Annotated in this window: 13 protein-coding genes; 8 read left to right on the top strand and 5 right to left on the bottom strand. The window is 63.5% G+C overall.

All coding sequences use genetic code 11. The features are described 5' to 3' along the window. Positions 1-9: 9 nt before the first annotated feature. Positions 10-2,712 carry a DUF4347 domain-containing protein gene (locus AAC126_RS08240; RefSeq protein WP_339852037.1) on the bottom strand — a complete coding sequence of 901 codons (2,703 nt, stop codon included), beginning with the start codon at positions 2,710-2,712 and terminating at the stop codon, positions 10-12. Between the two features lie 298 nt (positions 2,713-3,010). On the opposite strand from AAC126_RS08240, the gene AAC126_RS08235 reads away from it, so the two are divergent. Then, entirely contained in the window at positions 3,011-3,814 is an 804-nt protein-coding gene (locus tag AAC126_RS08235; protein ID WP_339852034.1) for a glucose 1-dehydrogenase, read from the top strand. Here AAC126_RS08235 and AAC126_RS08230 read toward each other — a convergent pair. Continuing rightward, entirely contained in the window at positions 3,811-4,470 is a 660-nt protein-coding gene (locus tag AAC126_RS08230; RefSeq protein ID WP_339852031.1) for a TetR/AcrR family transcriptional regulator, read from the bottom strand. The genes AAC126_RS08235 and AAC126_RS08230 overlap by 4 nt on opposite strands. Before the next feature lie 109 nt (positions 4,471-4,579). Between AAC126_RS08230 and AAC126_RS08225 the strand changes: the two genes are divergently transcribed. The 3 genes from AAC126_RS08225 to AAC126_RS08215 all read left to right on the top strand — a co-directional run bounded on the left by AAC126_RS08225 (position 4,580) and on the right by AAC126_RS08215 (position 7,097). After that, on the top strand, positions 4,580-5,434 hold the full coding sequence (locus AAC126_RS08225) for an NmrA family NAD(P)-binding protein (protein ID WP_339852028.1): 855 nt from the start codon (positions 4,580-4,582) through the stop codon (positions 5,432-5,434). Between the two features lie 104 nt (positions 5,435-5,538). Beyond that, positions 5,539-6,585, top strand: coding sequence for a type III polyketide synthase (locus AAC126_RS08220; protein WP_339852025.1), 1,047 nt, complete (start codon positions 5,539-5,541; stop codon positions 6,583-6,585). A 5-nt stretch (positions 6,586-6,590) separates the two neighbouring features. Further along, positions 6,591-7,097 (top strand): isoprenylcysteine carboxylmethyltransferase family protein, encoded by a 507-nt coding sequence (locus AAC126_RS08215; RefSeq protein WP_339852022.1) that lies wholly within the window; start codon positions 6,591-6,593, stop codon positions 7,095-7,097. A 131-nt stretch (positions 7,098-7,228) separates the two neighbouring features. Here AAC126_RS08215 and AAC126_RS08210 read toward each other — a convergent pair whose 3' ends face one another. Beyond that, on the bottom strand, positions 7,229-8,053 hold the full coding sequence (locus AAC126_RS08210) for a hypothetical protein (RefSeq protein ID WP_339852019.1): 825 nt from the start codon (positions 8,051-8,053) through the stop codon (positions 7,229-7,231). Between the two features lie 299 nt (positions 8,054-8,352). Between AAC126_RS08210 and AAC126_RS08205 the strand changes: the two genes are divergently transcribed. Next, complete coding sequence (locus AAC126_RS08205; RefSeq protein WP_339852018.1) at positions 8,353-9,948, top strand: trimethylamine methyltransferase family protein; 1,596 nt, start codon at positions 8,353-8,355, stop codon at positions 9,946-9,948. 24 nt (positions 9,949-9,972) lie between these two features. On the opposite strand, the gene AAC126_RS08200 is transcribed toward AAC126_RS08205, so the two are convergent. Beyond that, a complete protein-coding gene (locus AAC126_RS08200) occupies positions 9,973-11,118 on the bottom strand; it encodes an alanine racemase (RefSeq protein WP_339852016.1) in 1,146 nt (381 codons plus the stop codon). A 72-nt stretch (positions 11,119-11,190) separates the two neighbouring features. Next, positions 11,191-11,565, bottom strand: coding sequence for a helix-turn-helix domain-containing protein (locus AAC126_RS08195; protein WP_339852014.1), 375 nt, complete (start codon positions 11,563-11,565; stop codon positions 11,191-11,193). A 138-nt stretch (positions 11,566-11,703) separates the two neighbouring features. On the opposite strand from AAC126_RS08195, the gene AAC126_RS08190 reads away from it, so the two are divergent. The 3 genes from AAC126_RS08190 to AAC126_RS08180 all read left to right on the top strand — a co-directional run bounded on the left by AAC126_RS08190 (position 11,704) and on the right by AAC126_RS08180 (position 14,541). Next, on the top strand, positions 11,704-12,780 hold the full coding sequence (locus AAC126_RS08190; protein ID WP_339852011.1) for a nitronate monooxygenase: 1,077 nt from the start codon (positions 11,704-11,706) through the stop codon (positions 12,778-12,780). A 94-nt stretch (positions 12,781-12,874) separates the two neighbouring features. Beyond that, the gene (gene gstA, locus AAC126_RS08185; protein WP_339852008.1) at positions 12,875-13,489 is read left to right on the top strand and encodes a glutathione transferase GstA; all 615 of its coding nucleotides are present in this window, start codon (positions 12,875-12,877) and stop codon (positions 13,487-13,489) included. 272 nt (positions 13,490-13,761) lie between these two features. Further along, positions 13,762-14,541 carry an ion channel gene (locus AAC126_RS08180; protein WP_339852007.1) on the top strand — a complete coding sequence of 260 codons (780 nt, stop codon included), beginning with the start codon at positions 13,762-13,764 and terminating at the stop codon, positions 14,539-14,541. The last annotated feature ends 4 nt before the right edge of the window (positions 14,542-14,545 follow it).

Here is a 14,545-nt window from a genome sequence, read left to right as displayed (position 1 = left end):
AGCCCGTCTCTATGCGAACTCCCAGCCGGCGGTTGCGGCGAGCCCGAGCTGGGATTTCGACACGCCGATGAGGGTGACGGTGCCACCGTCGGACAGGGTCAGGACGGTGTTGCCGCCGCTGTCCGCTGCCGTATAGGTGAGGCCACCGGCGAAAGAGAGAGCGTCGGTGCCGGCCTCGAAGTCGTTCACCATGTCGCTGCCGCCGCCGAAGCCGAAGATGAAGGTGTCCAGGCCATCGCCGCCGGTCAGAGTGTCGTCGCCCCTGTTGCCGGCGATCAGGTCGTCGCCGCTGCCACCAGCGAGCGCGTCATTGCCCTGGCCGCCATAGAGTGTGTCGTTGCCGAGATTTCCATGCAGACTGTCGTCACCGGCGTTGCCGTAGAGGATATCGTTGTCCTGCCCGCCATAGAGCCGGTCCACTCCCTCGCCGCCAGAGAGGGTGTCCGCGCCCCTGTTGCCGTAGAGTATGTCGGCGTCATTGTTACCGTGGAGGATATCGTCGTCCTGACCGCCATAGAGCGTGTCCATGCCGCCGCCGCCAAAGACGGAGTCGTTGCCCTGGTTGCCGTAAATGATGTCCTCTCCGAAACCTGATCCGACCGTATCGTTGCCGCCGCCACCGGCGATTGTATCGTTGCCGTTTCCGAGCGAGATGAACTGGACGGCATCGTCGCCGACGACGTAGTTCGTGCCCTCGCCGCCGATGACGGTGGCGTTGCCGAGGATGGCGGCGAAGTCGATATGGTCGAGCTGCAGCGTCGAGCCGGGCGTCAGGCCGGATGTGTCGATGATGAAGGCATCGCCGCCGCCGGAGGAAGTGCCGGTGAACTGGATTGTCTGTTGTGACCCGCTGTTGTCCGAGAACGTGATGGTCCGGATATCGACCGGAGCTCCGCCGAGGCTGTTTACGAAGGCCTGGCCATGGCCGTCGAGGAAGGACTGGTTCGTGGCCGAGGTGCCGGTTTCCTGGATCTGCCCGGTAAAGGTTGTCCCCGCCGTATCGCCGCTGACCGCCGTGCCGGTGCCGCTGTTCGTCAGTGAAAGCCCGGCGGGAAGGGTGACGGTGACGGTGCCGCCGCTGCCGGTATTGCTCACCAGCGTGCCGGAGGCGGAAGCGCTGGTGTTGTTGGTGAGGGTCTGGTTCGTTACCGCGGTGTCACCCGCGCTCTGGTCGCTCACCGTAAGGCTGCTGCCGGAGGACTGGGGTGCGTGCGAGAAAGTCAGTGTGGAGTTCGTGCCGTCATACGAGACGGAGACTTTCAGGCTGCCGGAGACGCCGGTGATGTTCACGACGTTCGAGCCATCGAGGCTGACTGAGCTGGTGACCGTGGTGCCGTTGAGGGCACTCAGGTCCGTGCTCCCGACGAAGATGCTGTCGCCGACCTCAAATCCCGAGATCGTATCGCCGTTCAGTCTGTTGCCGTTGGAAGTGCTGACGAAGACATCGGCCCCGGAACCGCCGACGAGAATGTCTCGGTCACTGTCCCCGTAAAGGGTGTCGTCGCCCACGCCGCCATAAAGCGTGTTCCCAGCTCCCCCGCTGCCGTCGTCGGCTTTCGCGCCGGCATAGATAACGTCGTTGCCCTCATCGCCATAGAGCAGGTTGAGGGCCTTGCCTCCGCCGTCGTCGCCGTAGAGCGTGTCGTTGCCGGTGCCGCCATAGACCGTGTCCGGGCCGTCGTCCGAGGAGATGAAATCGTCGCCGGCATCGCCGTACAGCACCGCCCCGGTGGTGGTTCCGGTGCCGGCGCCGCCCGGCCCCTGGACGGTGTCGTTCCCATCGCCGCCATAGAACACCGCGCCGGTATTGAAGAAGAAGCCCGAGGTGAAATCGTCCCCGGCACCGCCATAATAGGTGTCGGCGCTCGTGTCGGACTCGGTCGAAGACCCGAGCGTATCGTTGCCGTCGCCGCCGAAAAGCACGTCGCTGCCGCTCCCGGCCCGGAGCAAGTCATTGCCCTCGCCGCCATAGAGCGTGTCGTTGCCACCATCGCCATAAAGGATGTCGTTCAGGGCATTGCCGTAGACGAGGTCTTCACCCAGGCCGCCATACAGCGTGTCGTTGCCGTCGCCGCCAGTGATGGTGTCGTTGCCATCGCCGCCGGTGATCGTGTCGTTGCCGTCATTGCCGATGATGACGTCGTTGCCGGCAAGCGCATCGATATTGTCCGCGTCGCCATCGCTGGTCAGCGTGTCGTCGCCGGTGGAGGGCGTCCCTGTCACGGCAAGCTGTTCGGGATAGGTCTGCAGCGCCTCGGCCGCGAAAAGGGTAGCGGCGACCGGCAGGCTTGCCCATCCGGCATCGCCGCCAAGCGGCCTCGTGGAGGCGTGCACGGTGACGCCGAGCGCCTCCTCCAGGATCTCGACCAGTTCCACTCCGGCGCGCCCGGCGCCGGTCTCGCAGGAGATCAGCACCAGATCGGCATCGGTCGTCAGAGCGGATGCGATACGGTCGAGATTGTGCCGGTTGGCCTTCAGCGCCGCGCTGTCGATGCGCTGTCCTGAGAGTTCGACGGCGCCGGGGGCGCCATGCGCCAGGATCGAGAGCTGGCGGACGCCCGAAGTGCTGGAAAGCACCGCCGCGATTTCCGCCAATGGATCGCCCGAAGCGGCGAGCGTGTGAACCGTGGTTCCGGCCTGCTGACCGGCGGTCAGCAGGTCAGCGTTATGGACTGCCGGATCGATGAACAGATGGTGCTTATTGATTTTCATACCGGACGTGTCCACTAAATTTGTTGAATAAATTAATGATTTTGGAAACGCACAATGCCGGTGGGGTTGGCTGTCAAGCTATTGGAATGATGGGAAAAATTGGAAAACGAATTTGAAAAAATTGGAAAAATTGGAAATTAACAAGTGGATTGGAGGGGGGCGGTCTGGCTTCTCTATTGTCCGCCGGCTCCCAGCCCCGAGACCGTGCATGCACACGGGATGACCGCTTCGTCGATTGACAGTCGCCGTCGCCGCGCCCATCTCTGCGGCTTCCGGGGGCGATTAATCGGGGGCGACCATGGCTGAACTCAGCGGGAAGGTGGCGATTGTCACCGGGGCTTCCGCACCGCGCGGTATCGGGCGGGCGGTGGCCCTGCGTCTGGCGGCGGAGGGTGCGTCTGTCATCGTCAGCGATATCGGGACGCCCGAGGCATCCAGTCGGCTCGCGGATATCGTCTCCGAAATCACGGCAGCCGGGGGGACGGCATTGGCCGTGACGGTCGATGTCACCCGAAAAGCCGATATCGAGACTGCTGTGCAGCTGGCCCGTGAGCATTTCGGCCGGATCGATATTCTGGTGAACAATGCCGGCTCTCTCGCCGGGTCCGCGAACCTGCTGGAGACTGCGCCGGAACAGTGGGAGACCAGCTTCCGGGTCAACCTGCTTGGTCCGGCCATGTTCACCCAGGCGGTGATCCCGGAAATGCGGGCGTCGGGCGGTGGTAGCATCGTTAATATCGGCTCCACGGGCAGTCTCGGCGCTGATGCCGGGTTCGGCGCCTATACCGCCATGAAACACGGGCTGGTCGGCCTGACCAAGACGGTCGCGGCGGAGTTTGGCGTCGATGGCATTCGCTGCAACGTGGTCTGTCCCGGCTTCATCGCGACGGACATGCATGCGGTGGCGAACGAGCGTCTGGCCCGCGAGAGCGGCCGTCCGGTCGATGATGTGAAGCAGGAGCGCTACAAGAGTGTGGCGATTCGCCGGGCCGGGGAGCCGGAAGAGGTGGCTGAGGCAGTCGCGTTCCTAGCCGGCCCGCGCGCGGCATATATCACAGGGATCGCCATGCCGATCAGCGGCGGCACGCCGGTCGGGCTTTAGGGGCGGGAGGACGCGGCCTGCCGCAATTCCGCTTCGGCCATGCGCTTATAGGCGGTGACCAATACCGCGCCTTCGTCGGGCGGGACCGAGATCGCGAGCCGCATGGTTTGCTCGCCAAGATACATAATGAGGAAGCAGGCCGCCCTGACGCTGCTGTCGTCGGCATTCGGAGCGACCCGCAGCAAGGCGTCTGAGAGCAGGGCGCCGCTCTTGCGGCTTTCCGTGATTTCCAGATCCTGCAAGCTCTTGTCCGCCTGTGTGCCGAAACGGATATCCCGGATCACCGGCTCGGCCAGGAACAGTGCGTAGTAGACATCTGTCAGCGTCCCCATGGCTTCGCAGAGCGCATCAAGGCTGGTCACGCCGGCCAATCCGTCCTCAATGCATTTCAGACATTCCGCACCGTAATGCTCTGCCAGCGCCCGGATGATCGCGCTCTTGTCCGGAAAATACTGATAGAGCGAGCCGATCGAGATATCGGCCAGACGCGCTACCTCGCTCATCTTCATGGCGTCGCTGCCCTGATCGGCAATGAGCCCGGCGGCGCAGTTCAGCATCCGCTCCACCCGTTCCCGGCTGCGCTGCTGACTCGGCATCCGCCGGAGCGAGATGTGCTCCAGCGCGATCCGCGACATGTCCGGCAAATTCTTCGACATAACCACTCCGTGAACGCGACCGGCATCTGAGCAAATTCGGTTGACGACAGTAATGTGAGAGTTTATCACATTTTAAAATATGAGGAATACTCACATTATGGAGAAAATGATGAACGACCGTGAAGAGACGGCCCCGATCCTGGTGTTGGGCGGTACGGGTAAGACCGGGAAGCGGGTGGTGAAGCGGCTGATCGAACAGGGTGAGACGGTGCGAATCGGATCCCGAGGGGCAGCGTTACCGTTCGATTGGGACGCGCCGGAAACCTGGGGGCCTGTGATCGCGGGGATGCGGGCGATTTACATCGCTTATCACCCGGATCTTGCGGTGCCGGGGGCGTTGCAGACGGTCGGGGCATTTGTCGAGACGGCGTTGAATGCCGGTGTAAAGCGCATGGTCCTGCTGTCCGGCCGGGGCGAGGAAGAGGCCGAACAGACGGAACAGATGCTGATCGCGTCGGGCGCCGACTGGACCATCGTCCGGGCCAGCTGGTTTTTCCAGAATTTCAGCGAAACCTTCCTGGCCGAAGCGCTTCATTCGGGTGAGGTAGCGTTGCCGGTTGGCGATGTGAAAGAGCCCTTCATCGACGTCGACGATATTGCGGAGATCGCCGCCGCCGCCCTGATAGACCCGGCGCATATCGGCAAGCTCTATGAAGTGACGGGCCCGGAATTGCTGAGCTTTTCCGAGGCCGTTTCCTCCATCGCCGCTGCGACCGGACGGCCGATCCGCTACCGGCAGATCCTGGCGGCGGATTACAAGGCTGCAATGGAGCAGGCCGGTGTGCCGGAAGATATGATTTCACTCGTCCTCTACCTTTTCACCACAGTTCTGGACGGGCGGAACGCCAACGTGACGGATGGCGTCCGCCAGACGCTCGGCCGCGAGCCGCGTCGTTTTGCCGATTATGCGCGGCAGGCCGCCAGGGCCGGTGTCTGGAGCGTTGAAACGCCCGCGCCGGTTTGAGGTCGCATTCCGGGGAACGGTTGTCCTCTGCCTGAAAACCCGCGATCACGCAGCATCGCGGGTTTTTCGTTTGTCGTGCGAAGGATCGGGCGCACATTCATGACATGATCAACCCGCGCCTCTTGAGTGTTGCGACGGCCGTGCCCCGGCATCGCCTTTCGCAATCCGACGCCCTTGCCCATGCCCGAAAGATCTTCGAGGAGCGGGTACCGGCCTTCGCCCGGCTGGCTCCTGTTTACGGTAATGCAGGGGTGGAGAGCCGGTATCTGTCCGTGCCGCTCGACTGGTTCGCCAGGCCACGCAGCTGGGCCGAGGCGAACAGGATCTATCTGCAGGTCGCCGAGGAACTGCTGGCGGATGCTGCGCGCACCGCGCTGGAGGGGGCAGGCATTGCCGCCTCGGAGGTGGACACGCTGATCGTCGTTTCCAGTACGGGCATTGCGACACCGAGCCTGGATGCGCGCATGTTGCGGCGGCTGGATTTCCGGGAGGATGTGAAACGGGTGCCGCTGTTCGGGCTCGGCTGCGCCGGTGGTGTACTCGGCCTCGGCCGGGCGGCACAGTTCGCGGCGAGTGGCGAGGGGGAGACGGTTCTGCTGCTGGTGGTCGAGCTGTGCAGCCTGACCTTTCGCTGGTCCGACACCGGTAAATCCAATCAGGTCGCGACCGCGATCTTCGGCGATGGTGCGGCGGCGGCTGTTTTGCGCGGAGGCGATGGGGAAGGAACAATACTCACCGCCTGGGGCGAACATACCTGGCCGGACTCCCTCGACGTCATGGGCTGGTCGGTGGAGGAGGACGGTTTCGGCGTGATCTTCAGTCCGCGCATTCCGGAGATCGTCCGCACCGGGATGCGGAGCGAGGTGGACCGGTTTCTGGCCCGTCACAAACTGACCTTGTCCGACATTGACCTGCTCGCCTGTCACCCGGGCGGCGCGAAGGTCGCGGCCGCTCTGGAGGAGGCCTTCGATCTGCCCGAGGGCGGGCTCGCGCATGCCCGGTCGGTGCTGCGAGACTATGGAAACATGTCGGCGGCGACCGTGTTCTTTGTACTGGAGCGGATGCGGGCGGATGGAACAGAAGGCCAGCGGGTGCTGGTGCAGGCGCTCGGCCCCGGTTTCACTGCCGGTTTTGCCGTGCTGGAAGGGTAAGCGGGATGGAATTGGGGTGGGCGCAATGGACGGCGCTGGTCGTGGCGGGGTTGCGCCTGGCCGAACTGGTCTACGCCCGGCGCAACCTGACGCGGTTGCTCGCGCGGGGAGGGCAGGAGCACGGCGCGCGGCATTATCCGCTGTTCGTCCTGCTGCATGGAAGCTGGCTGCTGGCCCTGTTCTTTCTGGTGCACGAAGCAAAGGTGCCGAGCCTGCCACTGCTCGCTCTCTTCGCCGTCCTGCAGGCCGTCCGCGTCTGGATCATCGCCAGCCTCGGTCCATACTGGACCACGCGGATCATCACCCTGCCGGATGCGCCGCTGGTCCGGTGCGGCCCTTACCGGTTTCTCCGGCACCCGAACTATCTGCTGGTCGCAGTGGAAATCCCGCTGCTGCCGCTCGCTTTCGGCGCCTGGGACATTGCACTGCTGTTCGGTGCCGCGAATCTGGCGCTGCTGGCCTACCGGATACGGGTTGAGGAAGCGGTTCTGGCGGGACGCCGGACGCTTTAGTTCCTCCTCAATCCAACAACACGTCCGTCATCCCGTCGAAAGACGGGACCCAGGAGAAGACGGACTCAGCTCTGTGATCATCTGGGTCCCGGCTCTCCGGCCGGGATGACGACTAATATAAATTCCCGGCCTCAGAACCCGGCGTCGCCTTCCCAGTATTTGTCGTTCAGGTTCCGCATCAGCTTGTCGTGGCTCTTCTCGAGGCAGCCGCGCAGGCGGACGTTGTAGCCCTGATCGCCATAGGCCTTACAGCGCGCGTAAGCGTCACGGGCGGCCTCGATGCCCTGCGGCGCGAACTGCCGCAGATTGGCGGGCGTAGTCGCCTTGTCCCAGATGCCGCCACGCAGGGATTTATCCGCATAGCCGTCCGCCGGTAGCAGGTTGATCATCCGGGAGATCAGCGCGCCGCTGTCCGCACGGGGTGAGCCGTTCTCGAAATAGCCTTCCGCCAGCACCCGCTTTTCGCCGAGCGCCGTTTCCAGGTCTTCTTTGCTGGGCCGGGCGGCGACGGTCGGCTCGGAGCGTGGCAGCAGGGAGACCCGGCGCGGCACACTGAGGGAGATCGAGGCCGCATCCAGAGCGGCGAGCCGCTCAGCATCCATGGAGATCCGGACCGAGGTATAGGCGCCGGTGCTTTCGAAATGTAGCAGGCCGGCGGCAGAGAATTCGGCGGTGCTGCCGTCCTTCTTCGCGACCACCATGGTGATATCGCCTTCTCCGGCGACGTCATAGACATGGCCGGCATCCGGTTTCGGACGGTGCTCCTGCAGGCAGAAGGCAGAGAAGAACCCGGTGCAGGTGCCGTCCGTGCAATTGAGCGGGACGGGGAGCTTGGTGGCGATGAGGCCGAGCACCTGGGGCAATTCGGTCTGGGCCGCGCTGGCCTCGGCTTTGCTGCCGGCGATACCGGCGGCAAGGCCCAGGCAGAGGGTGAAGGACGCAAGATGTCGGAACATGGCTCTCTCCTCCGGAGCTGGCCGGTCGGTCCCGCAACCATGAAGGCCGGGACATCCGGCTTTATGCGTTGAGACAAGCATCTCACCGTGCGCGCATAGGTTCAATTGCCGTCTTGGCTGTTCACGCGCATGGGAAGTCGGCCCACGGCAGCGGGAGCAGGCTGTGTCGCAGGCTCAGCAAGGGATTGCGTCGGATCAAAATCTGGCTCAAGGGCGACAACAGATGACGCGCATTTGAAAGTTCACACTTCCAATCGTGCTCATATCGATGAAGCGAACAAAATTGTGGAGGACACGAGATGACCGCGGAAGCTCGGGATCTCGAAGGAGCCGGTAACGGTATTGATGCTTCTGGGGAAGCCCGCGGCCGTCGTGGCCGCAGCGGCGGTGGACGTGAAGCCCGCCGCGCCTCCCGGTCCAGACCGGCGCAGGTGCAGGCGCCCTACATCACTCGCAACGTGCCGGTCTATGAAGTCCTCAGCGAGGAAGGTCTCGAGATCATCGAGGCCAATGCCGACACCATCATGGAAGAGATCGGCATCGAGTTTCAGGATGACGCCGAAGCCCTCGCCCTGTGGCGCGATGCCGGTGCGGACGTACAGGGGACGCGGGTGCATATCCCGCGCGGCCTTGCCCGCACACTCTGCGCGACGGCGCCCTCCAGCTTCACGCAGCATGCCCGCAACCCGGCCCGGTCGGTCGAGGTTGGCGGCAAGAATACGATCTTTGCGCCAGTCTACGGCCCGCCCTTCGTCAGCGATGTCGATGGCGGCCGCCGCTATGCGACCATCGAGGACTTCCAGAATTTCGTGAAGCTGACCTACATGCTGCCGTCGCTGCACCATTCCGGCGGCACGGTCTGCGAGCCGGTCGATTTGCCCGTGAACAAGCGGCATTTCGACATGGTTTATGCCCATATGAAATACAGCGACAAGCCGTTCATGGGCTCCGTCACCGCGCCGGAGCGGGCGCAGGACACGGTGGACATGGCGAAGATCCTGTTCGGGGCCGAGTTCGTCGAGAACAACACGGTCTGCACCAGCCTGATCAATGCCAACTCGCCGATGGTCTGGGACGGCACCATGCTGGGCGCGCTGAAGACCTATGCCCGCAACAATCAGGCCTGCATCACCACGCCTTTCATCCTGGCGGGCGCCATGTCGCCGGTGACGGTGGCCGGCACGCTGGCCCAGACGCTGGCCGAAGCCATGGCCGGGATTGCCTTCACCCAGCTTGTCCGGCCCGGCGCGCCGGTAATCTTCGGCTCCTTCGCCAGCTCCATCTCCATGCAGTCTGGCGCCCCGACCTTCGGCACGCCGGAGCCTGCCATGGTGCTCTATGGCTGTGCCCAGCTCGCCCGGCGCCTCGGCGTCCCGTTCCGCTCCGGCGGCTCGCTCTGCGGCTCCAAGACCCCGGACGCGCAGGCGGCCTATGAGTCCGCGCAAACCCTGAACCCGACAGTGATGGGCGGCGTGAATTTCGTGCTGCATGCGGCCGGTTGGCTTGAAGGCGGTCTGGTGGCGTCCTACGAAAAACTGCTGATGGATGCCGACCAGCTCGCCATGATGCCGACCCTGCTTGGCGGTGTGGACCTGACCGAGAACGGCCAGGCCATGGACGCGATCCGCGAGGTCGGCCCCGGCAAGCATTTCCTCGGCTGTGCCCACACCCAGGCGAATTTCGAGAACGCCTTCTTCCGCTCCAAGGTCGCCGACAACAACACCTATGAGCAATGGGCCGCCGAAGGCTCCCGCGACGCCTACCAGCGCATGGGCGACCGGGTGAAGACCATGCTGGCGGAATACCAGGCGCCGGAGATCGATCCGGCGGTGGACGAGGCGCTGGTCGAGTTCATGACCAAGCGGAAGGCGTCTTTCCCGGATTCGATGGTGTGATTTGATTGAGGATGGCGCAGCGGCTCACCAGCCGTTGCGCCGGTCCCACCGGGCGATGATCTCGTCTGAGCCTTCCTCAAACACTTCATAATTTTCATACGCCGCAACCGTCATGCAGACATGGTTCGGCAGGACGCGGACGCGGGCGCCGATGGGGAGCGTTTCGTAGAGCGCCGGGTCGGGCAGGTGGACTTCGCCGTGTTCCTGGTGCGTGCCCCGGATTGTGAGGCCGTGCAGCGGTTTGCCGGTTTCGAGGTCCGCTAGCAGGCCGAAGCCCATATCGCCGTCCTTGCCGAGCGCTTCGGTCGAGCGGTCCTTGGAGAGGGCGATGCCGCCCGCATCGAGGATCAGGGTGCCGCGCGCCTTGTTGTGGGAGATGACGCTGGCGACGACGGCGGAGGCGATATCGTCGATGCCGTGGCTGCCGATACCGGCCTGGAACAGATCGCCGAGCGTATAGACGCCGGGCCGCATTTCGGTGACGCCTTCCAGATGATCGGCATAGAGCGCGGTCGGGGTTGAGCCGACGCTGACGATGGGGCAGGCGATGCCGTCCGCCCGGATCAGCTCGGCCGCAGCGACGGCTGCGTCCCGTTCGGCACTGGCGACGGCTTTCATGTCTTCCGGTGAGCGGCCGCGATAGGAATGGCCGGCATGGGTCATCACGCCGGCGAGGCGGGAGCGCGGGGACGTGTCGAGAATGCGGGCGATGGCGATCAGGCGGTCGTTATCGTGGTCCACGCCTGTCCGGTGCTCGCCGCAATCAATCTCGATCAGAGCCGCGTGGCTGCCCGGATGGGCGGCGATGGCGTCCGCCACCTCCACGCTGTCGATCAGGATCTTCAGGTCCGCACCCCGGGCCGTCAGCGCGGCGGCGCGGTCCAGCTTCGAGGGCGGGATGCTGACGGCATAGACGATATCGGCAAAGCCGTGTTCGAACAGATAGTCCGCTTCCGCCAGCGTCGAGACGGTCACGCCGCCGGCTTTGCTCGTCTGATCAGTCTGGCCCGCCGTCGCGATCTTCGCGATCTCCGCCGATTTACCTGTTTTCATGTGTGGACGCAGGGCCACGCCGAGCTCTTTGGCACGCGCGCTCATGCGGGCGCAGTTGCGCTCCACCCGGCTCTTGTCGAGGATCAGGCAAGGGGTCTGGAGATCGGAGAGTTTCATGGTCGTCTCGCGGGGCTGGCGATGAAGGGATGGGCACACTAGTGCCTCGCTGCGCCGGGCGGCAAGCGGCGATCATTCGGCGGCCTGGTTCACCCTGCCTTGGCTCTGCCGGGACTTCAGCTTGTGGCCGACTGCGACGATTGCGTTGATCGCCGGGACCAGCTCAAAGCCGAGATCGGTCAGCGCATATTCGACGGAGGGGGGAGAGGTCGGGAGTACCGTCCGGGTGATGACGCCGGAATCCTGCAGCTCCTTCAGCCGGGTCGTCAGCATCTTGGCGGAGATGCCGGGAATATCCGCTTTCAGTTCGCTGAACCGGCGCGGCGCCTCGCTCAGATACCAGATGATGTTTGGCGCCCAGGTGCCGGAAATCAGGTTCAGGCATGTGCTGAGCGGACACCCGCCGGGCGGCGGATCAACCTTGCTCTTGCGCATTTTCAGGGCCATGTGCACTCCGGCGGCAGTTTCTGGCGAGACGGGTTACCGCCCGGTTACCCGATAATGAAGTTACCAAAGGATACTTCATTTACAAAGGTAATTCAGTGTTTCTACATGGCGGCGTCATTGCAGCAGGAGGAGCGCAGTATGACAGAGAATCAGGACGCCATTGCACGTCTGGGCATCAGGCACCCGATCATTCAGGGCCCGTTCGGCGGCGGTTTGTCGACTGTCGCGCTGGCGGCCACGGTCTCCAACAGGGGCGGGCTCGGATCCTACGGTGCGCACATCACGGCGCCGGAGGATATCGGGGCTCTCACACATGAGCTTGCAAGCGCGACCAGCGCGCCGTTCGCGCTCAATCTCTGGGTCTCGGACCATGATCCGGGTGGGGAGCATCTGAGCGACGAGGCGTTCGAGCGACTCTATCCGGTCTTCGCGCCGTATTTCGAGGAACTCGGGCTGGCCAAACCTACTCCGCCGGACCGTTTCCACCACCGCTTCGACGATCAGATCGAAGCGCTGCTGGAAGCGCGCCCTCCGGTGTTCAGTTTTGTTTTTGGTATCCCCTCGCAGAAGATCCTGGAGGAATGCCGCCGTCTCGGTATCCGGACCATGGGCGCCGCCACCACGCTGGCAGAGGCCGAAGCGCTGGACGCGGCCGGGGTAGACCTGATCGTCGCCACGGGCCTTGAGGCCGGCGGGCATCGGGTCTCCTTCCTGAAATCCGCGGAGGAAAGCCTGACTGGAACCTTCTCTCTGGTTCAGGTTGCGGCAGCCCATGTCGCGGCGCCGGTGATCGCTGCCGGCGGCATTGTTGACGGACGCGGTGTCCGTGCGGCGCTGACACTTGGGGCGGGTGCGGCGCAGATCGGCACCGCTTTCCTTGCCTGCACCGAATCCGGCACCAACCAGGCGCATCGGGACATGCTTTTCACCGCTGCGGCGCGGGAGACCGCGCTCACCCGCTCCTATACCGGGCGGCTGGCCCGGGGGATCCGGAACCGCTGGGTCAGCGAGATGGCGGCCCGCGAGACCGAGTTGCCGCCGTTCCCGGTGCAGAGCTGGTTCTTCGGTGCGATCAAGGCTGCGGCGCTGAAGGCGGGGCGGGAGGATCTGGTCTCGCTCTATGCCGGACAGTCCGCGCCGAACCTGAAACACCGCTCGGCCATCGCACTGATGGATGACCTGATCGGCGACCTCGAATCCGTCCGCGCCGCGTGAGCGATGCCGGACGTTTTTCCGCCAGACCATTTCACTTTTCATGCCGCGATGCGGCGCGGTCTGGCGGACCTTTCATCAACAGGAGATCAAGATAATGAAGCTTTATTACATGCCGGGCGCCTGCTCTCTCGCATCCCATATCGTGCTGCATGAAACTGGGGCGACTTTCGATATAGAGAAGGTCGACGGAGCCACGAAGAAAACGGAGACCGGTGCCGATTTCAGGCAGGTGCACAATAAAGGCTATGTTCCGGCCCTGCAGCTTGATGATGGCGAAGTGCTGACCGAAGGCGCGGCCATCATGCAGTATCTCGCTGATAATTCAGATAAAAAGCAACTGTCTCCAGCCCTGGGGAGCATCGCGCGCGCCCGGCTGCAGGCACAAATCAACTTCGTCGGCACGGAGTTGCACAAGTCCTTCAGCCCGCTGTTCAAAAAAGACTCAACCGAGGATGAGAAGGAAGCGGCACGCAAGAAAGTCGCGCTGCGCCTGGACGATGTGGAAGCAGAGCTTTCCGACGGCCGGGCGTTCCTCCTCGGCGACGATTTCTCCATCGCAGACGCCTACCTCTTCACCGTCGCCAACTGGACCAAGCCGACCGGTCTCGGTCTGGGCGAGCGGCCGAACCTGATGGCCTATATGGCGCGGGTTTCCGAGCGTCCGTCCGTGCAGGCGGCATTGCAGGCGGAAGGCCTGATCAAAAAATAAGCCTGATCAGGTTCCCCTATTGTGGCGGGAGGTCGCTGAACCATCCGGTGGCGAGACCTTCCGCCCAATCGGGACGGCGGCGCTCAATGTTGAGTGTCGCCATCTGCGGCGTTTTGTTTTCAGTCCAGTATGATATGGGTTTTGACAGGATCGGGTCCGGTTTGCCGGATCCGGCGAATGAGAATTGGCCGAAGATCGTCCCGAAGGCGCGAGAACACGCCGGGGAATGACGCCAATGAGATGCGCGCGGATGGGGGCGAAAAGTCAAATCCATGGCTGAGGAGAATCTGAAGAAAAGGCTGGAGCTTCTTTACACCGGACGGAGCCGCAGGGCGGAGCTGTTCCGCTATGCGCTCATCGTGTTTGATGTCTGCACGATCGCCTTCTTTATCGCCACGATCCCCATGACCCCGTCGACCACGATATTCCTGATCGATATTGTCGTCGGCTTGCTGATTTTCGCCGATTTCATGGCCCGGCTCTGGATCGCCCCGCACAAGGTCCGCATGCTGCGGCAAATCTACACGATCGCGGATATTTTCGTGATCCTGTCATTGCTGCTGGCGCCGATCTTCAGCCAGAGCTTTGCCTTCATACGCATCCTCAGGGCGCTTCGGCTGCTGCATTCCTACCACGTGCTGCGGGACCTTCGGTCGGAGACCCCGTTTTTCCGCCGGAACGAGGAGATCATCCTTGGCTCGGTCAATCTCGGCGTGTTCGTCTTTTTCGTGACGTCGCTGGTTTTCGTGCTGCAGTTCGGCGCCAATCCGGGGATCGAGGACTTCATTGCCGCGCTCTATTTCACCGTCTCGGCGCTGACCACAACCGGGTTTGGCGATATCGTGCTGACCGGAACGACCGGGCGGCTGCTCGCGATTGTCATCATGGTCGTTGGGGTGACCCTGTTCCTGCGGCTGGCCCAGGTGATTTTCCGGCCGCGAAAGGTGTCCTATACCTGTCCGTCATGCGGCCTGAACCGGCATGAGGAGGATGCGGTTCATTGCAAGCATTGCGGCGAGCCGCTGAAGATCGAGACCGAAGGCAGCGACTAGCCCG

This window comes from uncultured Nisaea sp. (genome assembly GCF_963974195.1).
Lineage (GTDB): Bacteria > Pseudomonadota > Alphaproteobacteria > Thalassobaculales > Thalassobaculaceae > Nisaea.
This window is presented reverse-complemented; position numbering and strand designations above follow the sequence as displayed.